Source organism: Methylobacterium sp. ARG-1, assembly GCF_001262595.1.
Lineage (GTDB): Bacteria > Pseudomonadota > Alphaproteobacteria > Rhizobiales > Beijerinckiaceae > Methylobacterium > Methylobacterium brachiatum.
On record NZ_LHCD01000004.1, the window covers coordinates 73,363 to 91,437 of the forward strand.

The 18,075-nt window shown below is 71.1% G+C and carries 15 protein-coding genes; 5 read left to right on the forward strand and 10 right to left on the reverse strand.

Going from position 1 to position 18,075, the window contains the following annotated elements:
- Positions 1–87 precede the first annotated feature (87 nt).
- A complete protein-coding gene (locus tag AKJ13_RS06215; protein ID WP_050732573.1) occupies positions 88–1,560 on the forward strand; it encodes an MDR family MFS transporter in 1,473 nt (490 codons plus the stop codon).
- 50 nt (positions 1,561–1,610) lie between these two features.
- Positions 1,611–3,302 (forward strand): exodeoxyribonuclease VII large subunit, encoded by a 1,692-nt coding sequence (gene xseA / locus AKJ13_RS06220; protein WP_050732574.1) that lies wholly within the window; start codon positions 1,611–1,613, stop codon positions 3,300–3,302.
- A gap of 10 nt (positions 3,303–3,312) precedes the next feature.
- On the opposite strand, the gene AKJ13_RS06225 is transcribed toward xseA, so the two are convergent.
- The gene (locus AKJ13_RS06225; RefSeq protein ID WP_050732575.1) at positions 3,313–4,068 is read right to left on the reverse strand and encodes a GNAT family N-acetyltransferase; all 756 of its coding nucleotides are present in this window, start codon (positions 4,066–4,068) and stop codon (positions 3,313–3,315) included.
- Positions 4,069–4,186: 118 nt separating this feature from the next.
- Here AKJ13_RS06225 and AKJ13_RS06230 point away from each other — a divergent pair, with 118 nt between their 5' ends.
- Both AKJ13_RS06230 and AKJ13_RS06235 read left to right on the forward strand, forming a co-directional pair.
- Positions 4,187–5,611 carry an alpha/beta fold hydrolase gene (locus tag AKJ13_RS06230; protein WP_050732576.1) on the forward strand — a complete coding sequence of 475 codons (1,425 nt, stop codon included), beginning with the start codon at positions 4,187–4,189 and terminating at the stop codon, positions 5,609–5,611.
- A complete protein-coding gene (locus tag AKJ13_RS06235) occupies positions 5,608–7,155 on the forward strand; it encodes a GMC family oxidoreductase (RefSeq protein ID WP_050732577.1) in 1,548 nt (515 codons plus the stop codon). The genes AKJ13_RS06230 and AKJ13_RS06235 overlap by 4 nt, the downstream gene beginning before the upstream one ends.
- Before the next feature lie 2 nt (positions 7,156–7,157).
- On the opposite strand, the gene AKJ13_RS06240 is transcribed toward AKJ13_RS06235, so the two are convergent.
- The gene (locus AKJ13_RS06240) at positions 7,158–7,874 is read right to left on the reverse strand and encodes a GNAT family protein (protein WP_050732578.1); all 717 of its coding nucleotides are present in this window, start codon (positions 7,872–7,874) and stop codon (positions 7,158–7,160) included.
- Entirely contained in the window at positions 7,871–8,497 is a 627-nt protein-coding gene (locus tag AKJ13_RS06245; protein ID WP_050732579.1) for an FMN-binding negative transcriptional regulator, read from the reverse strand. Before AKJ13_RS06245 ends, AKJ13_RS06240 begins: the two co-directional genes overlap by 4 nt.
- A 93-nt stretch (positions 8,498–8,590) precedes the next feature.
- On the opposite strand from AKJ13_RS06245, the gene AKJ13_RS06250 reads away from it, so the two are divergent.
- Positions 8,591–10,072, forward strand: coding sequence for a PLP-dependent aminotransferase family protein (locus tag AKJ13_RS06250; protein WP_050732580.1), 1,482 nt, complete (start codon positions 8,591–8,593; stop codon positions 10,070–10,072).
- A gap of 22 nt (positions 10,073–10,094) precedes the next feature.
- Here AKJ13_RS06250 and AKJ13_RS31850 read toward each other — a convergent pair whose 3' ends face one another.
- The 7 genes from AKJ13_RS31850 to AKJ13_RS06285 all read right to left on the reverse strand — a co-directional run bounded on the left by AKJ13_RS31850 (position 10,095) and on the right by AKJ13_RS06285 (position 17,988).
- Positions 10,095–10,451: a hypothetical protein gene (locus AKJ13_RS31850; RefSeq protein WP_050732581.1), complete on the reverse strand. Its 357-nt coding sequence runs from the start codon at positions 10,449–10,451 to the stop codon at positions 10,095–10,097.
- Between the two features lie 295 nt (positions 10,452–10,746).
- Positions 10,747–11,994 (reverse strand): hypothetical protein, encoded by a 1,248-nt coding sequence (locus tag AKJ13_RS06260; RefSeq protein ID WP_050732582.1) that lies wholly within the window; start codon positions 11,992–11,994, stop codon positions 10,747–10,749.
- Between the two features lie 95 nt (positions 11,995–12,089).
- Entirely contained in the window at positions 12,090–13,115 is a 1,026-nt protein-coding gene (locus tag AKJ13_RS06265) for an ABC transporter ATP-binding protein (protein WP_144426196.1), read from the reverse strand.
- A gap of 8 nt (positions 13,116–13,123) precedes the next feature.
- Positions 13,124–14,179 carry an ABC transporter ATP-binding protein gene (locus AKJ13_RS06270; protein ID WP_050732584.1) on the reverse strand — a complete coding sequence of 352 codons (1,056 nt, stop codon included), beginning with the start codon at positions 14,177–14,179 and terminating at the stop codon, positions 13,124–13,126.
- Positions 14,176–15,105: an ABC transporter permease gene (locus tag AKJ13_RS06275; RefSeq protein WP_050732762.1), complete on the reverse strand. Its 930-nt coding sequence runs from the start codon at positions 15,103–15,105 to the stop codon at positions 14,176–14,178. The genes AKJ13_RS06270 and AKJ13_RS06275 overlap by 4 nt, the downstream gene beginning before the upstream one ends.
- Before the next feature lie 14 nt (positions 15,106–15,119).
- Positions 15,120–16,073: an ABC transporter permease gene (locus AKJ13_RS06280; RefSeq protein ID WP_050732763.1), complete on the reverse strand. Its 954-nt coding sequence runs from the start codon at positions 16,071–16,073 to the stop codon at positions 15,120–15,122.
- A 292-nt stretch (positions 16,074–16,365) separates the two neighbouring features.
- Complete coding sequence (locus tag AKJ13_RS06285) at positions 16,366–17,988, reverse strand: ABC transporter substrate-binding protein (RefSeq protein WP_050732585.1); 1,623 nt, start codon at positions 17,986–17,988, stop codon at positions 16,366–16,368.
- Positions 17,989–18,075 lie beyond the last annotated feature (87 nt).

The window sequence follows — 18,075 nt, forward strand, 5'->3', positions numbered from 1 at the left end:
GCGCTCCCGCACGGCCCGGAAGCGGGGCCGAGCGGGAGCGCGTTTTCCACCCTAGGTCCGGGCCGGCCCCGGGCCTAAACCGCGCCCATGCCCAGTCCTTCCGAGACGCGCCGCCCGCTGGTCCTCGCCGCGGTGATGGCGGCGATGTTCATGATCGCCATCGAGGCGACCATCGTCTCGACCGCCATGCCGCAGATCGCCGCTCAGCTCGGCGACCTCCACCTCTATGCCTGGATCTTCGGCTCGTTCCTGCTGACGCAGACCGCCACCACGGTCGTGTTCGGCAAGCTGTCCGATCTCTACGGACGCCGCCCGGTGCTGCTGTTCGGCATCGCGGTCTTTCTCGCAGGCTCCCTGCTCTGCGGGCTCGCCTGGTCGATGCCGTCGCTGATTCTGTTCCGCCTGGTGCAGGGCGTCGGCGCGGGGGCGATCCAGCCGGTCAGCCTGACGGTGATCGGCGACCTCTACCCGGCCCGGGAGCGCGGCAAGGTCCAGGGTTATCTCGCGAGCGTCTGGGGCATCTCCTCGGTGGCCGGACCGCTGGTCGGCGGCCTGATCATCGGCCATCTGAGCTGGCCCTGGATCTTCTGGATCAACCTGCCGGTGGGCGTGGTCGCGGCCGCCCTGTTCCTGGTCTATCTGCGGGAGAGCGTCGAGCGCCGCAGCCGGCCGATCGATGCGCTGGGTGCCGCCCTGTTCACCGCGGCCATCGCGGCGCTGATGATGGCCCTGACCGAGGCCGGCACCTCGGCCGCGGCGGCGTTCTGGCCGGCCCTCGGCTTCGTGGTGGCCGCCATTTTATTCGTGCTCCAGGAGCGCCGGGCCGCCGACCCGATGCTCGACATCCGTCTGTGGATGCAGCGCCCGATCGCCACGACCAACGCGGCGACGCTGCTCTCGGGCATGACCGTGATCGGGCTCACCGCCTTCCTGCCGATGTACGTCCAAGGCGTGCTGCGGCAATCGCCGCTGATCGCGGGCCTGACCTTGACCCTGATGGTGCTCGGCTGGCCGATCGGCGCCACCACGGCGGCGCGCAACTTCGTGCGCTTCGGCCTGCGCCCGACGCTGCTGGTCGGCGCCACCCTGCTGCCTCTGGGCGCCACCGCCTTCGTCGCCCTTGGGTCGGAGACCTCGCCGATCGTGGCCGCCTGCGGCTCGATCGTGATGGGGCTGGGCATGGGCTTCCTCTCGACCGCCGCCATCGTGATCATCCAGGACAGCGTGACCTGGGCGCAGCGCGGCGCCGCGACCGCCTCCAACATCTTCGCACGCAACCTCGGCTCGACCCTGGGGGCCACCGCTTTGGGTGCCGTGTTGAATTACCGCCTGGTCAACCCGGTCGACGGCCCGCCGGTCGATTCCGGCCAGCTCCGGCGCCTCCTCGACGATCCCGCAAGCCTCGGAGCCGGCGGCGAGGCGATCCGCGATGGGCTCCAGCACGCCCTGCACGGCACGTTCTGGACGGTTTTCGCGGTGGCCCTGCTGACCTTGGTGCTGTCGCTCTTCGTCCCGCGCGTCTCGATCTCGGACGCGCCGCGTGAACTGGCGGTGGAATAGACCCGTCACCGACCTTTGACGTTGCGGTGCAAGCCGCCTAGCGTCCGCCCATGCCCCTCGTGCCGCCTCCGCGCCCCGCAGCCTCGCCTGCGGCGGATATCCCGCCGACCAGCGTGCTCACCGCCAACCAGCCGGAATGGTCGGTCGGTGAATTGGCGGGCGCGCTCAAGCGCACCCTGGAGGACGCGTTCGGCCATGTCCGGCTGCGCGGCGAAATCTCCGGCTATCGCGGGCAGCACGGCTCCGGCCACGCCTATTTCTCCCTGAAGGACGGACAGGCGCGGATCGACGCCGTCGTCTGGAAGGGCGTGTTCGGGCGCCTGCGCCAGAAGCCCCAGGAGGGGCTGGAGGTGGTCGCCACCGGCCGCATCACCACCTTCGCGGGCAAGTCCTCCTACCAGATCGTGGTCGAGAGCCTGGAGCCGGCCGGCCTCGGTGCCTGGATGGCCCTGCTGGAGGAGCGCAAGAAGCAGCTTGCCGCCGAAGGGTTGTTCGCCCCCGAGCACAAGCGGGCGATCCCCTACCTGCCGCGCGTGGTCGGCGTTGTCACCTCGCCCACCGGGGCGGTGATCCGCGACATCCTCCACCGGCTGGAGGATCGGTTCCCGCGTCCGGTGCTGGTCTGGCCGGTGCGCGTCCAGGGCGACGGCGCGGCCGAGGAGGTCGCGGCGGCGATCCGCGGCTTCAACGCTCTGGGCCCGAACAGCGCCATCCCGCGCCCGGACGTGCTGATCGTCGCGCGTGGCGGCGGCTCCATCGAGGATCTCTGGGCCTTCAACGAGGAATGCGTGGTCCGCGCCGCCTTCGGGAGCGGGATCCCGCTGATCTCGGCGGTCGGGCACGAGACCGACACCACGCTGATCGATTACGTCTCCGACCGGCGGGCGCCGACCCCGACCGGCGCCGCCGAGATGGCCGTACCGGTCCGGGCCGATCTGGTGGCCACGGTGGCCGACCTCGCCGCCCGCGCGGTCGGGTCGATCGGCCGCCGGGTCGAGCGCGACCGGTCCGACCTGCGCGCGCTGGCCCGCGCCCTGCCGAGCGCCGATGCCCTGCTCGCGGCGAAGCGCCAGCGCCTCGACCTCGCCGAGGCGCGCCTCGCCCCGGCCCTCGCGGCGGGGGCCAGCCGGCACCGCGCCCGGCTGCAACTGCTCCTCGACCGGATGGCCCGGCGCTCGCCGGACGTGGCGCTCGCCAACGCGCGGGCGCGGCTGGCCCGGATCGATCACCGGCCGCTGACCGCCCTGCGCAACGACGTCCAGCGCAAGGGCGAGACCCTGTCCCAGCTCGGCCGCCGCCTGGTCGTTGCACGGGATGCCAGCCTGGAGCGGGCGCGGGCGTTGCAGGCGCGCCGGGTCGACCGCCTCGTCGCGCTGTCGAACCGCCTCACCCAGGCCGGCCTGCGCGGCGTCGAGCGCCGCCGCGACCGGCTCGAGCACCTCGCCCATCTGCTGGGCTCGCTCAGCTACCGCGCGGTGTTGGAGCGCGGCTACGTGCTGGTCCGGGATGCCGGCGGCCTGCCGGTCCGGCACGCCGCCGAGGCCGCGGCCGCCAGCCGCCTCAGCCTGCAATTCGCCGACGGGACGGTGAACGCCGTGCCGGACGGGACCTCAGACCCGTCCGTGTCCGCCAAGCCCGCCCGACGCACCACGCGTGCGCCGTCGGCGGCCGACGGCACACGCGCGAAGCGCACGCCCGCGGGCCCCGCGCCGACGCGGCAGGGGTCACTCTTCGACGCGTGAGCGGACAGCCTCATGCCGGCTCCGGCCCGACCCGGTAGTGATACCGGTACAGCTCGCGCGCGAATCCCAGCCCCCGGTACAACGCCCGCGCCGGCGTATTCGCGGCGATCACCTGGAGGCAGGCCGCCCGGGCGCCCTGCCCGCGGGCCCAGTGCAGCAGCGCGCCGACGGCGCGTTTGCCATGGCCGCGCCCGCGCAGGTGCTCGACCGTCGCAACCGACTCGATCACCAGCAGGTCGCCGTCGAGCACCCCGAACGCGAAGGCGCCGATCCCGCCCTCCGCCGGCACCGCCGAAAAGGCCCGAGGCAGAATCAGGGTTTCGACCGTGTCGCGGAACGCCCGGGCGGCAGCCGCGTCAGCCCGGTTCACGGCATCGCGCAGGGCGAGCCAGTCGGCGTCGGGCCCGGGCATGAGCTTGACCGCCGGATCCGGTTCGGACGGCAGCGTATCGAGATCGCGAAACAGCGTGCAGGTCTCGTCGACGACGGTGTAATCGCCCCTTGCCAGGAGTGGCTCCATCTGCGGCGCGATCGCCGGCACCCGGAAGATCGCCCGGCGCCCGAGGGCGGCGTAGAGCGCCTGTCCGGCCGCGATCGCCGGCGCGGGCGCGCCGCTGCCGCGCAGGGGATTCAGGGAATTCTGCCGCTTCGAGCTGCCGCCGGTGGCACGCAGCAGGTAGCCGCGGACCAGAAGCTGGCGCGGGCTCGGCCAGGCGTTGAGGCAGGCTTCCTCGACCCGCCAAGCCAGATCGATGTCGGACGTCATGATTCCTCGCTCCGGTTTCAGGATTCCATGCCGGCCGGGATGGCGCCACGCCGCACGAACGCGGCCGTGCGGCGTCGCGTACGCTTGAAGCATTCCAGGCTCGCGCGATGTCGGTGCGATGTCCGCGCCTGATCTCCTCCTGTGCCTCCATTTCCTCGGCGGCAGCGCCCGAAGCTGGGCGCCGTTCTCACGTACCCTTGGGGCGGTTCCGGCCTGCCTGCCGGTGGACCTTCCCGGTTTCGGTAACGCGTCCGGAGCGACGGGCTTTTCCATCGAGGCCATGGCCGACCACGTGGCGGGCGTGATCCGCGCCCGGGCGCCGGCGCGCTTCGCCATTGCCGGCCACAGTATGGGCGCGAAGGTCGCCCTGGCCCTCGCCCGACGCTCCGAGGACGGCGAGGCGGGCCTGGAGGGGTTGACCGATCTGGTCCTGATCTCCGGCTCCCCGCCGAGCCCGGAGCCAATCCCGGACGACCGGCGGGCCAAGATGATCGCCTGGATCGATGCCGATCCGGAGACGCGCCAGCGCGAGGCCCGGGCCTTCGTGCAGGCGAATGTCGGCACGTCTCTCGACCCGGAGACCGAAGCGCGCGCGGTGGCCGACGTGCTGCAGGCGGCCCCAGAGGCCTGGAAGGCCTGGCTCGAGGCGGGCTCCCGCGCGGATTGGTGCCGGCGGATCGGCGTCCTGCGGATTCCGGCCCTGATCCTCGCGGGATCCGAGGACGCGGATCTCGGCGCCGATGCGCAGACAGCTCTGATGGCGCCGCACCTTGCCCATCACCGGATCGTGACCGTGGAGGGCGTGGGCCATCTCCTGCCGATGGAGCGGCCCGAAGCTCTGGCCGAGATCGTGCGCGCCCATTGGCGCGATCGCCCGCAGGCGGATGCTGCGCGGGCCGCCCAGGTGCCGTCCTCCTACGCGGCGCTGATCGCGTCCGAGCGGGTCAATAGCCGCCTGCGCGGCGCACTCGCGGCCCGCGCGGAGCCGGACGATCCCGCCTATGCCCCGGAAGCGCTCGATCCGGTGGAGCTGGCGGTTCTGCGTGCCGCCTGCGCGCGCGTCCTGCCGGTGACCGGCGTGGATCTCGCCGCCCGGATCGACACGCGTCTCGCGTCCGGCGCCGGAGACGGCTGGCGCTTCGTGGCTCTGCCGCCCGATCCGGAGGCGTATCGAGCCGCCCTGCGCACCCTGGATGCGGCGGCACGCGCCGCCCAGGGCCGCCCCTTTACGGTGCTCGACGGGTCGAGTCAGGATGCGTTGCTGACCCTCGCCGAGCGCGGCGAGCTGTCAGTGCCGGAGGCCTTAGGCGGACGGCTCGACGGCGACCGGATGCGGTTCTGGTTCGAAGATCTGCGCGCCGACGCGGTCCGCCTCTGGCTTGGTCATCCGGCGGCCCTGGCCCGGGTCGGCTTCTCGGGTATCGGGGCCGGCGGCGACCGGCCGGGTCCGATCGCGGACGGGCTTCCGGGCTTTCATCAGGTCGGTCTCGACGCGCCGGAACCCTGGGAACCACGCCCGGCCGAGTTGGAGGTGGTCCGATGAACCTTGACGGGATGCGGACCTACCGCACGGACGACGCCGTCGATGCCGTTATCGTCGGCACCGGGGCCGGCGGCGCGCCGTTGCTGGCGCGGCTCGCCGCGGCCGGACTCAAGGTCGTGGCCCTGGAGGCGGGACCGAACTTCACACCCGAGCGCTTCGCGTTCGACGAGACCCTGGCCGACGAGATCTACTGGACCGAGGAGCGCCTGAGCGGCGGCTCCACCCCTGAGGCGTTCGGGGCCAATAACAGCGGCACCGGGGTCGGCGGCTCGACCTTGCATTGGGGGGCCTTCGTGCCCCGCGCCGATGCCCGCGACCTGCGCCTCCATACCGAGACCGGGGAAGGCGTCGACTGGCCGCTGAGCTACGAGGAACTGGCCCCGTTCTACGAGCGGGTCGAGCGCTTCATCGGGGTATCCGGCCCACAAGCCTATCCCTGGGATCCCGGCCGCCGCTATCCCCTCCCCCCGGTGCCGCGCAACGCCCCCGCGCAGATCATGGCCGGCGCCTGCGAGACCCTCGGCATCCGCTGGGCCGACGCACCCGCGGCGGTGGTTTCGCAGGACTTCGAATCCGAGGGCGGTCCCCGCCGCAACGCCTGCATCAATTGCGGCTTCTGCCATCAGGGCTGCCGTATCGGCGCCAAGGCCAGCATGGACGTCACCTACCTGCCGCTCGCGCTCACTCACGGGGCCGAGATCCGGGCCGGGGCCTTCGTCCATGGACTCGAGCGCGGCACCGACGGCCGGGTCAGCGCGGTCGTCTATATTCAGGACGGGCAGGAGCGGCGCCAGCGTTGCGGCGCGGTGTTCCTCTGCGCGGGTGCCGTCGAGACGCCGCGGCTGCTCCTGCATCTCGGGCTGGCCAATTCGAGCGATCAGGTCGGCCGCAACTATATGGGCCACGTCGCCACGCAGGTCTGGGGTACCTTTGCCAACGAGGTGCGGATGAACCGCGGCTACCCCTCGTCGCTGATCACCGAGGACTTCATCCGCGCGGGGTCCGATTTCGCCGGCGGCTACCTGATCCAGAGCCTCGGCGTGGTGCCGCTGACCTTCGGCAACGCTGTGGCGCGCGGGCGCGGCCTGTGGGGCCGGAAGCTGCTCGATTATCTCGACGGCTACAACCACGTCGCCGGCATCGGCATCAACGGTGAGACGCTGCCCTGCGATGCCAACGTGCTGACCCTCACTGACGAGACCGATGCCCGCGGGATGCGCAAGGCGCAGATCAGCTTCGGCTACAGCACCAACGAGGAGCGCCTCAACGCCCATGCCACCAAGGTGATGCGCGACCTCTGGGAGGCCGCCGGCGCCGAGGATATCTGGGTTCTGGAGCGGGTCGCCCACACGATCGGCACCTGCCGGATGGGGCGCGACGGCTCGAGCGCCGTGGTCGATCCGGTCGGCCGCAGCTTCGACATCGACAACCTCTGGATCTGTGACGGCTCGACCTTCCCGAGCTCGCTCGCCGCGAACCCGGCACTGACCATCATGGCGCTGAGCCTGCGCACCGCGGAGGCTTTCTTGGCCGCCGGGGCGTAGCCTCACCCGGCCGCGGCGCGCAGCTCCGCAAGCCCACGGATCTGCCGACCCGCCGCGTCGAAATTCGCCGGGTCGAGCCAGGCCGCGAAGCCCGCCCGCAGCCGCGGCCACTCGGCGTCGGTGACCGAGAACCACGCCGTGTCGCGGGAGCGGCCCTTCACCACGACGGCGTTGCGGAAGATGCCCTCGAAGGTGAAGCCCAGGCGGAGCGCGGCGGCCCGGGACGGCGCGTTGAGGTGGTCGCATTTCCACTCGTAGCGGCGGTAGCCGAGCGCATCGAAGGCCCGAGCCATCATCAGCGCCATCGCCTCGGTCGATGCGGGAGAGCGCTGAAGTTCCGGGCCGAAATGGAGATGCCCGACTTCGACCACGCCGTTGCCCAGATCGATCCGGAGGTAGGAGGCGATCCCCAGCGGCGCATTGCTCGCCGGGTCGAGGATCGTGTGGAACAGCGGATCCTGGCTCTGCGCCTGCGTTTCAAGGCGCGTCCGATAGGCTGCCTCGCTCTCGGGCATGTCATCGCCGAGATAGGTCCAACCGCTCCGGTCGCGTGCCGCACTGTAGGCGGCGAACAGGCCGGCGGCGTGCGCCTCGGCATCGAGCGGCACGACCCGACAGAAGCGGCCCTCCATCGGCGCCCGCGGCGGCCGCGGACGCGGGGTCCAATCCAGCAGGGCCGGGCCGATCGGCTGACCGAAGGCGTTGACGCGCGCGCTCATAATCCACTCCGCTCGGCGACCATCTCGGCGAGGACCGTCTTGCCCTCTGCCCGCATCCCGGCGACCACGCCGGCGCGGTCGGCCTCGGATCGGTTCTGGCTCATCTTCCATTTCCCCTCGATACGGGTGATCGAGATCTCGATGCCGACGATGGCGCGGAGCTGGGCCGCCACGAACGGCGCCGGCGCGTCGTCCACCGCCCAGGGCGCGGCGCGCGGCGTCTCGCGCAGGGTGGTGAGATCGGCAACCTGGCGGCGCAGCCAATCCGCGTCCTCGATCACCCGGGGGCGGCCCCAGGCGTGGACCGTGGCGTAGTTCCAGGTCGGCACCACCCGGCCGTGCTCGCGCTTGCTCGCGTACCAGCCGGGGGTGACGTAACCCTCCGGCCCCTGGAACACGATCAGGCATTCCTCGGCTTCGGCGAGAGCCTGCCAGTGCGGGTTGGCGCGGGCGAGGTGGGCGCGCAGAGTGCCGTGCGGGCCGGATTCGTCCAGCAGGAACGGCACCGGGTCGGCGATCAGGCCGGCCGCGCCGCCGGTGATTAGCAGGCCGAGCGGATAGGCGCGGATGAGCCCGTGTTGCGCCGCGCGCGTCTCGTCCTGAAAGTGCGGTGGCTGATACATCGCATTCGTTTCCTCTCGCACGGCTCTGCTTGACCGCAGGGCGGACCAGGCAAAAGGTCCGGTTTCCGAAATCCGACTGGACCGCTTGCCGCCATGGCCCGGGGCCCGCTTCCGCTGGACGTCAGCCTCGATCCGGACGGGCCGACGCCGTTGCATGTCCAGCTGCGCGAGGGCCTGCGCGCGGCGATCCTCGACCGCCGGCTGCAGCGCGGGGCCCGGCTGCCGGCCTCCCGGGTGATGGCGGCTGATCTCGGCTGCGCCCGCGGCACGGTGGTTCTCGCCCTAGAGCAATTGATCGCCGAGGGTTACCTGATGGCCCGATCCGGCTCGGCCACCCGTGTCGCCGCGACCTTGCCGGACGATACCCTGCCGCGATCGGACCCCGCGCAGCGGCCGGCGCCTGCGGCCCTGCCGAGCCTGTCGCGCCGCGGCACCCATCGCGTCGCAACGCCGGCCCGGCGGTTCATGGCCGGTCCCGGTGTTCCCGATGCCTTTGCGCTCGGCCGGCCGGCGCTCGATGCCTTCCCGTACGCGGTCTGGGCACGCCTGCTCCAGGCGGAGTGGCGCCATGGACCGGCCGAGCGGCCTGATCCCCGCGGCTCGCCGGCGCTCCGAGCGGCCATCGCCGCCTATCTCACGCAGGCGCGGGGCGTCGTCTGCGAGGCCGACGACGTGATCGTCACGGCGGGCATTCGCCAGAGCCTGCGCCTGCTCGCCGAATTGCTGCTGGATCCCGGTGAGGCGGCGCTCGTCGAGGAGCCGGGCTTTCCCGGGATCGCCCTGGCGCTCGCGAGCGCGGGCCTGCGCACGGTCCCGATCCCGGTCGGCCCCGGCGGACTCGCGGTGGCCGGAGCCGGCCCGCTCCTGCAGGGTGCGCGCTTGGCCGTGGTGACGCCGGCCCACCATTATCCGCTGGGCCACGCCATGAGCCTGGAGAACCGCCTCGACCTCCTGGCCTGGGCCGAAACCGCCGCGGGCTGGATCGTCGAGGACGATTACGACGGCGCCTACCGCTATGCCGGGCGTCCCCTGGCGCCGCTGCGCGCGCTCGATCGCGGCGGCCGGGTTATCTATGCCGGCAGCTTCTCCAAGGTCCTGCTGCCCGCGCTCGGTCTCAGCTATCTGGTCCTGCCGCGCGGGCTCGTGGCGCCGGTGAACCGGGCGCTTGCCGAGATCGGGCCGGCACCCCCGGGGATTGGGCAATGGGCGCTGGCCCGCTTCATCGCGGACGGGCACCTCGCCGGTCACCTGCGCCAGACCCGGCGGCTCTACGCTTTGCGCCAGGAGGCCTTGGTCGAGGCGGCCCGCCGCCACGCGGCCGACGTGGTGACCGTCGCCCCGATGGAGGGTGGGATGCACCTCATCGCGCGACCGGGGCCCGCTTGGGCCCCCACGCACGACGATGTCGAAGCGGTCGCGCAACTCGCCGGTGCCGGGATCTCCGCGGTCGCGCTCTCGGCCTACCATTCCGGCGCGCCGGAGCCGGGGCTGCTCCTCGGCTACGCGGCTGTGCCCGAGCGGGCGATCGAGCCGGCGGTGCGGCGCCTGGCCGCGACGTTGCGGCCGGCCCGCTGAGACCGCCCCGGATCCCGCCGGCTCACTCGCCCCGCGGGGTCAGCGTCACGGTGATCGGGCCGCGGCCGGATCGCAATTCCAGGCTCCGGAGGGTCTTGGGCCGTACGGTCGCACCGCTCGACGGACTGACCCGCTGCACGCGCTCGCCGTCGAGCCGCAGGCTGAACGCCCCGTCCGCGGTGAGCCGCAGCAGCGCGACGTTGCGGAACGACTTCAGCGCCACCGCGGTCCAGGCCGGCCCGACCTCGATCCGCGTCGGGGCCGGGACGACGTCGCGGCGCGCCAGCGCCAGGGCCGCGAGGCCGACGATGGCTGCGAGCGCCAGGACCGCCTGACGGAGGCGGACGAGCCGTCCGCGCCGCCGCGGGGGCCGGCGCACCGTCCAGACCGGCTTCGGCGGCGCCGGTTCAGGCTCGGCCGGCGGCGGTGGGGGTGGATCCTCGGTTGGAGGTTCGGGCGGCGGGGGCTCCGGGGGGATGCTGACCGAGGGCTGCGCGTGCACCTCAGGCGGCGGCGGCGTAAGCGGGGGCAGTGGCGGCGGTGATTCGGCTCTCCGCCGCACCTGGTCGGCCCCGCAGAATGGACAGAACCGCACCGGGACGTAGTGGCCGTGATCGCAGGCCGTGCAGCGCAGGAGCGCGATCGAGGTTTCGAGGATCACGGCGGGGCGCGGGTCAGTGCACGAGGGTGCCCGTTTCCATGAACCGGGCGAGCCGCTCCACCAGGGGCGCGACCATCACCCGGTCGAGCTGCCGCAGCAGCCCGCGGCGCGCATGCGCGACATTCGCCTCGGCCTGCTCCCGCGCCCGGCGCTGCCAGGCGGCGCGGTCGCGCCGGCAATCGGCCCAGGCCGCCTCGATCGAGCGGAACACCTCCGGCAGGCGCTCGACCGGGTCGGTGACCCGGTCGTAATGGTGGTCGACCAGGCTGCCGAAGGTGTGGAAGCCCAGTTCCGACAGGAGCGCCACGGCGCGGGGGGCGCCCACCATCACGAAGGGCAGCCCCATGGCGGCGGCCTTCAGCGACTTCTCCGTGACGCGCTCGACGCCGAGCTCGAAAAAATCCGTCTCGGAGATGATGGTCAGGTCGCACGCCGCATAGGCCTGGGTATCCAGCGTCAGCACCATGTCTCCGCCCGGCGCCGGGGTATCGATCCGCCGCGCCTGCCTCGGGATCCAGGTGCCGACATCCGCCAGCAGCGGCCCGAACGCGGCCTCGATCTCCGGCGGTGCGTGGAACACGTCGATGCCGCCTGCCTTCGGGTTGTCCGCGCCGATCCCGTGAAACGAGATCAGGCCTTCGTGGTCGAGGCGCTGGAGCTGGAACCAGCGGTAGAGCAGCACCCGGTGCCAGCGCAGGGCCGCGTTCTGGCAGAGAAACCGGGCCGGGCCGGTCGCTTGAGCGAACGGCGCGTAGCCGGTCCGGTCGAGGGGATGCTGGGCGAAGAGCCTCGGGCCGGCCACGTCGTCGAGCCAGAGGGCGACCTGAAGCGGGAAGAAGTCGAAGGTCCAGAAACGCAGGCCCTCGCCGTAGAGCTGTTCGTAGTCGAGCCGGAGCGCCCGGTTCTGGCTGACCAGGATGGCCTGCGCCCGCGGGATGCCGAGACCCTCGAGGTTGCGGTGCAAGGCCTCGAAGGTCGGAGCGTGGAGGCCCGGTCCCTCGTTCGACAAATCGAGCAGCAGGGCCGCCCGTCCGGAGCGCAGGTTCTCGACGTCGCCGGGCTCGAGGAGGTCGAGCCGCCCGTTTGCCTCCGGGAAGCCGAGCCGGACGAAGTCCAGAACCGGCAGGCAGAGGATGTGGTTGGCCGCGCCCGGATGGGCCGTGACGGTGATCGGCTTGCCCCTCCAGCCCAGAGCCGCCGGCAGGAAATGGCCGGCCTCCCCGCGGGGAACCAGGACGATCTCGGAGGCGGATGGGCTCATCGCGATGCTCGGGCGGCCGGTCGCACGGTGATCCGCCGCCTGAAAGCCGCGCGATGCCGGATAACGGCTTCGCGCGGACGCGTCGACTCCGGGGTTCAGGCCGGGACCAGCTCCGCCGCACGCACCGGCGTCGGCCCGGCCCGGTAGGCGGCCGCGGCGTCCTCGGTCCGCCAGCAGGCCACCCTGTGACCGGGGGCGATCTCGGCCACCGGCGGCATTTCCCGGCGACACTGATCCTCGGCCAGGAAGCAGCGCGGCGCGAACGGGCATCCCGGGGGCCTGTTGGCGAGGTCGGGGGGACTGCCCGGGATCGTCTGGAGGCGGGAGCCCTTGGCCAGCGCCCCCTCCGCCCGGCTGCGCAGCAGGCCGATCGTATAGGGATGGTGTGGGTCGAGCACGACCTGATGGGCTGTCCCGGTCTCGACGATCTTGCCCGCGTACATCACGGCGATCCGGTCGGCGACCTCGACCGCCGCGCCGAGATCGTGGGTCACGATGATGATCGACAGGCCGAGGTCGCGCTGCAACTCGCGCAGCAGCAGCAGCACCTGGATCTGCACCGTCGCGTCGAGCGCCGTGGTCGGCTCATCGGCGAGCAGGACCTGCGGCCGGCAGGCGAGGGCCAGGGCGATCATGGCCCGCTGGCGCATCCCGCCCGACATCTCGTGCGGGTAGTTGTCCAGCCGCCGCTCCGGGCTTGGGATCCGCACCCGCTCGAACAGGGCGAGCGCGCGCTTGCGGGCGTCCTCGCTGGAGATCTTCTCGTGGCGCTGGATCGCCTCGGTGATCTGGCGGCCGACCGTGTAGACCGGGTCGAAGGCGAGCAGCGGCTCCTGGAAGATCATCGAGACGTCGCCGCCGCGGAAATCGGCGAGCTGGCGCTTGCTCAGCGCCTGCACGTCCCGGCCGGCCGCCAGGATCCTGCCCTCGATCCGGCTGCGCCCTTCATGAAACAACCGGAGGATCGCCCGCAGGGTGACGCTCTTGCCGGAGCCGGATTCGCCGATGAGCGCCATCGCCTGCCCGCGTTCCACGGTCAGGTCGACGCCGTCGACGACCTGCACCTTGCCGAAGGCGACGCGCAAATTCTCGAGGGTGACGGCGGGTTCGGGGTTCGACATCGGAGTGCTCATGCCGCGAGCGCCCGGGCCGGGGCAGCGGAGTGGCCGGAGCCGGGCTGACGGGCGAGGCAGGCGACCCGGTGCAGCGGCCCGACAGCGTCGAGCGGCGGTTCCTTATCCCCGCAGATCGGCTCGGCGAGGCCGCAGCGCGGGTGGAACCGGCAGCCGCGGGGCGGGTCGATCGGGTTCGGCGGGTCGCCCTGCAGCAGTGCGGCCTGGGTGCGGTTGTTTGGATCCAGCGACGGCATCGAGGCGAGCAGCGCCTCGGTATAGGGATGGGCTGGCGCGTCGAGCACCGTGTCGGAGGGCCCGATCTCCGAGACCCGGCCGAGATACATCACCATCACCCGGTCGGAGATGAAGCGCACCACGTTCAGGTCGTGGCTGATGAAGATGTAGGTCAGGCCGAACTCGGCCTTGAGGTCGAGGAGCAGGTTGAGCACCTGAGCCTCCACCGACTTGTCGAGCGCCGAGACAGCCTCGTCGAGCAGCACCAGCCGCGGCTCCAGGGCGAGCGACCTGGCGATGTTCACCCGCTGGCGCTGGCCGCCGGAGATCTCGTGCGGGTAGCGGCCGGCGAAGCGCTTCGGCTCCAGGCCGACCCGGGCCAGCAGGGCGCGGGCGCGTTCCACCGCCTCGCGTCCGGGCACGCCATTGACCTTGGGGCCGAAGGCGATCGACTGCTCGACGGTCATGCGCGGGTTGAGCGAGGCGTAGCTGTCCTGGAACACCATCTGGACCTGCCGGCGGTAGGACCGCCACGGCATCGCCCGCTCGCCCACGGCCTGGCCGTCATACAGAAGGGTGCCGGAATCGCGCTCGATCAGGCCCATCAGCAGCTTGGCGGTGGTGGACTTGCCGCAGCCGGATTCGCCGACGATGCCCAGGGTTTCGCCCTTGAGGACGTTGAAGTCGACGCCGTCGACGGCGCGCACGACCTGCTTCTTGCCCCCGGCCTTGCGGACCGGGAAGTGCTTGTAGAGGCCCGAGATCGACAGGAGGGGTTGGGCCGGTCCGCCGCGGTCGCGGGCGAACGGGTCGGGGGCGCTCGGGATGACGCTCACTGGCGGATCTCCATCGCGGCGCGCAGGCCGTCCGAGAACAGGTTGAAGGCGATCGAGACGACGAAGATGCACACGCCCGGCAGGGCCGCGACGACCGGATTGGCGTAGATCGCGGTGCGCAGGGTGTTGAGCATCAGGCCCCATTCCGGCTCCGGCGGGCGCACGCCGAGGCCGAGGAACGACAGGCCCGAGGCCAGGATCATCGAGACCGAGATCAGGCTGGTGGCGTAGACGAAGATCGGCCCGACGACGTTGCCGAGCACCTGCACCCGCATGATCGTCAGCGGCGAGGCGCCCGACAGCTTGGCCGCGTCGATGTAGTCGCGCTTGCGGATTCCGGTCGTGACGCTCTCTGCGACCCGGGCGATCTGGGGCACGAACACGCAGGTCAGCGACACGATCGAGTTGAAGATGCCGGCGCCCAGCGCCCCGGAGAGGGCGATCGCCAGCAGCACCGACGGGAACGCGAAGAACACGTCGATCGTGCGCATCAGGATCGTGTTGAGCCAGCCGCCGACATAGCCGGCCAGGATGCCGATGGCGGAGCCGATCACGAAGGCGATCAGCACCGGGGTGACCCCGATGAACAGCGACAGCCGGGCGCCCAGCATCAGACGGCTGATCATGTCGCGCCCGAGCTCGTCCGAGCCGAGCCAATAGGTGGCATCGCCGACATGCTTCAGCCGGCGCAGCATCGACCCCTTGTACGGGTCCATCGGGGTGATCCAGGGCGCCAGGATCGCGATCACCACGATGAGCAGGATCAGAGCGCCAGCGCCCATGGCCACGGGATCGCGCACCAGGCGGTGGCCGACATGACCCCAGAAGCCGCGGGACGGGACGAAGGCGGCCTCGGGGGCGACGTCGCTCGTGGCGAGCACGCCGCCGTCGAGGGCCATGGCGGATGCGGTGATCGGTGCGTTCATCATCGGCCTCCGGGTCAGGCGCGTTCGATGCGCGGGTCGAGGGCGGTCTGCATCACGTCCACCAGCAGGTTAAGGACGACGAAGAACATCGCCAGCACCAGGATCGAGCCCTGGAGCAGGGGCAGGTCGCGCTGGAAGATCGCGGCGTTGAGCAGGAAGCCGGTGCCCGGCCAGGCGAACACGGTCTCGACCAGGATCGAGCCGCCGAGCAGGTAGCCGAGCTGCAGACCCATGATCGCCAGCGCGGTCGGGGCGGCGTTGCGCACGACGTGCTTGAACACGCCGAACTCATCCATGCCCTTGGCGCGCAGGGCCTCGACGAAGTCTTGGGCCAGGATGTCGGCCACTAGGGCGCGGACCGTCCGGGCGATGATGCCGGTGGGGATCACCGACATCGTCACCGCCGGCAGGATCAGGTAGCGCAGATGGTCGAAATCGGGCCGCCAATTGCCGGAGCCGTCGGGCCCGGCGCCAGTGGGCGGCAGCCAGCCGAGCGTCGCCGAGAACACGATCACCAGCACCATGCCGAGCCAGTAATGCGGCACGCTCACGCCGAAGACCGAGAGCGCGGAGGCTGCCCGATCGGCCACGGAGTTGCGGTGGTAGCCGGCCACGAAGCCGAACAGCGTGCCGAAGGTGAAGCCGATCACGGTCGCCACCGAGGCGAGGATCAGCGAGTTGACCACCGCGCGGCTGACCTCGCCCAGCACCGGCCGGCCAGTGGCGATGGAAGTGCCGAGATCGCCGTGGAGCACGTGCCACAGCCAGATCAGGTACTGGATCGGCAACGGCTTATCGAAGCCGTAGGCGGCCTTCATCTCGTTGATGGTCTCCTGGGTCGCGTCCGCCGGCAGCACCGCGCTCAGGGCGTCGCCCGGCGCGAGATGGACCAGCATGAAGCAGACCAGGCTGACGCCGAACGCCACGGGCGTCACGTAGACCAAGCGTTTGAGGATGTAGATCAGCATCATGGGCCCCGATGTCGCGTTCCAGTCGGAGGTGTTCCCCCGCAGGGGCTACGGGCAACACAGGTTTCGTTCTCAGCCGCGGCCCTGCCACTGAGCGTAGATGGCGCGGGTCCCCTCTCCCGAGCGGGAGGGGGACAGGGTGAGGGATGAGACCTCTCCGGAGAGAATCTGGTCCCTCACCCCAACCCTCTCCCGCCCGGGAGAGGGAGCGCGTTGCGAATTGCAACGGCGCCTGTGCCTCAGACGGGGGCCGCCCGTAGCCCCAGAAGGCTGAAGACGAGCCCCCCTTTGATCACCGCCCCGCCGTCGCGATGGTGATCTTGGAAAAATCCTGGAACCAGTTCTGGGCCTGGACGAAGCCCTTCACCTTCGGGCTCATCGCCCGCGGGTTCACGTCGTGCGTGATCATGATGAACAGCGCATCGTCCACGTACTTCTCGTGGACCTTCTCCAGGACCTTCGTCTGCTCGGCCTTGTCGAAGGTATTGCGGACCTGGTCGAACAGCTTGTCCATCGCCGGGTCGCTGTAATAGCCCCAGTTCGTGCCGTTCGGCGGGGCGAAGTTGCTCTGCAGGTGGCGGATGAAGCCCGTGAACGGGTCCTGGATAAAATACGAATAGTTGATCGCCGAGACGCCGCGAGAGATGTCGGCCTTGGCGCCGGCCCGCCAGATGTTGATCAGCGTGTTCCACTCGACCACCTCGTAATCGACCTGGATGCCCACGTCGGCGAGGTTCTGCTGGACGAACTCGTTCATCGGCAGCGGCTGCATCTGGCCCGAGCCCGAGGCCGAGATCGCCACCTTCAGCTTCAGGGGCTTGGCCGGGCTGTAGCCGGCCTCGGCGAGCAGCTTCTTGGCGGCGTCCGGATCGTACTTCACGTCGAAGGTCGGGTGGCCGAACCACTGGTGGCCGGGGGGCATGAAGCCCTTGGCGGGGATCGCGAGGCCGCCGAGCAGCTCCTTCAGGCCGTCGCGGTCGATGGCGAGGTTGGCGGCCTTGCGCACCCGGACGTCATTCCAGGGCGAGCCCTCGACCCGGGACAGGTGCCAGGTCCAGTTATGCGGGTAGGCGTTGGTGACGATGGTGAAGCCGGCATTCTTGAGCGAGGCCACGGCGTCCGGCGCGGGCGCCTCGATCCAGTCGACCTGACCGGAGCGGAGCGCGGCGACCCGGGCATTGGCCTCAGGCAGCGGCACCAGCACGAGCTTGTCGAGCTTGGGCACCCGGTTCGTGTCCCAGTATTCCTTGAACGGCACCATCTCGGCGCGCTCGCGGGGCGCGAACAGGGTCAGCTTCCACGGGCCGGTGCCCGAGGGCTGCTTGGCGAAGGCGTCCCAGGACTTGCCGACCTTCTCCCACTGCGCGGGCGAGGACATCATGATCCAGGCGATCTGGTAGGGGAGCGTCGCGTCGGGGGCCTTGGTGACGATCTCGACCGTCAGCGGATCGATCGCGTTGTAGGTGGCGACCGCCGGAATGCGGGTCTTGCCCTGCGCGGATTGGCGCGGATCGTATTGCGGCGCGTCGGACTTCAGCAGCTTGTCGAGGTTCCACACCACCGCGTCGGCGGTGAACTCGGAGCCGTCGTGAAATTTCACCCCCGGCCGCAGCTTGAAGGTCCATTTGGTCTTGTCGGCGGCGTCGACCGTCCAGCTGGTGGCGAGGCCGGGCACGAGGTCGGAGGCCAGCTCGGCGCTCGACAGGTCCCAATTGATCAGCCCGTCATAGACCGTATAGCCGAGAAACCGCATGCCCTCGCCGCCATTGTCGGTCTGGCCGGTGGTCAGCGGGATGTCGGACGCGGTCATGCCGATCCGCAGCGTGCCCTGCGCGAGGGCCGCGGTGCTCGCGGACAGCGCGAGGGCGCCGGCGAGCGCCGCACGGGCACTAAGTGTTTTCAGACGAGACAGCATGTCGGATCGGGGACTCGCGTTGGTCCGGGAGGGCGGGCCCGGAATACGCTGGACCGTATGCAAGCCCGCGGCCAACCGGTCCCGGCC

What these genes read in the sequence shown, in the direction of transcription:
- AKJ13_RS06275 (WP_050732762.1), bottom strand. Translation starts at nt 15,105, where the DNA reads ATGAACGCACCGATCACCGCATCCGCCATGGCCCTCGACGGCGGCGTG.
- AKJ13_RS06280 (WP_050732763.1), bottom strand. Translation starts at nt 16,073, where the DNA reads ATGCTGATCTACATCCTCAAACGCTTGGTCTACGTGACGCCCGTGGCG.
- AKJ13_RS06240 (WP_050732578.1), bottom strand. Translation starts at nt 7,874, where the DNA reads ATGAGCGCGCGCGTCAACGCCTTCGGTCAGCCGATCGGCCCGGCCCTG.
- xseA (WP_050732574.1), top strand. Translation starts at nt 1,611, where the DNA reads ATGCCCCTCGTGCCGCCTCCGCGCCCCGCAGCCTCGCCTGCGGCGGAT.
- AKJ13_RS06265 (WP_144426196.1), bottom strand. Translation starts at nt 13,115, where the DNA reads ATGTCGAACCCCGAACCCGCCGTCACCCTCGAGAATTTGCGCGTCGCC.
- AKJ13_RS06285 (WP_050732585.1), bottom strand. Translation starts at nt 17,988, where the DNA reads ATGCTGTCTCGTCTGAAAACACTTAGTGCCCGTGCGGCGCTCGCCGGC.
- AKJ13_RS06225 (WP_050732575.1), bottom strand. Translation starts at nt 4,068, where the DNA reads ATGACGTCCGACATCGATCTGGCTTGGCGGGTCGAGGAAGCCTGCCTC.
- AKJ13_RS06260 (WP_050732582.1), bottom strand. Translation starts at nt 11,994, where the DNA reads ATGAGCCCATCCGCCTCCGAGATCGTCCTGGTTCCCCGCGGGGAGGCC.
- AKJ13_RS06230 (WP_050732576.1), top strand. Translation starts at nt 4,187, where the DNA reads ATGTCCGCGCCTGATCTCCTCCTGTGCCTCCATTTCCTCGGCGGCAGC.
- AKJ13_RS06245 (WP_050732579.1), bottom strand. Translation starts at nt 8,497, where the DNA reads ATGTATCAGCCACCGCACTTTCAGGACGAGACGCGCGCGGCGCAACAC.
- AKJ13_RS06250 (WP_050732580.1), top strand. Translation starts at nt 8,591, where the DNA reads ATGGCCCGGGGCCCGCTTCCGCTGGACGTCAGCCTCGATCCGGACGGG.
- AKJ13_RS06235 (WP_050732577.1), top strand. Translation starts at nt 5,608, where the DNA reads ATGAACCTTGACGGGATGCGGACCTACCGCACGGACGACGCCGTCGAT.
- AKJ13_RS06215 (WP_050732573.1), top strand. Translation starts at nt 88, where the DNA reads ATGCCCAGTCCTTCCGAGACGCGCCGCCCGCTGGTCCTCGCCGCGGTG.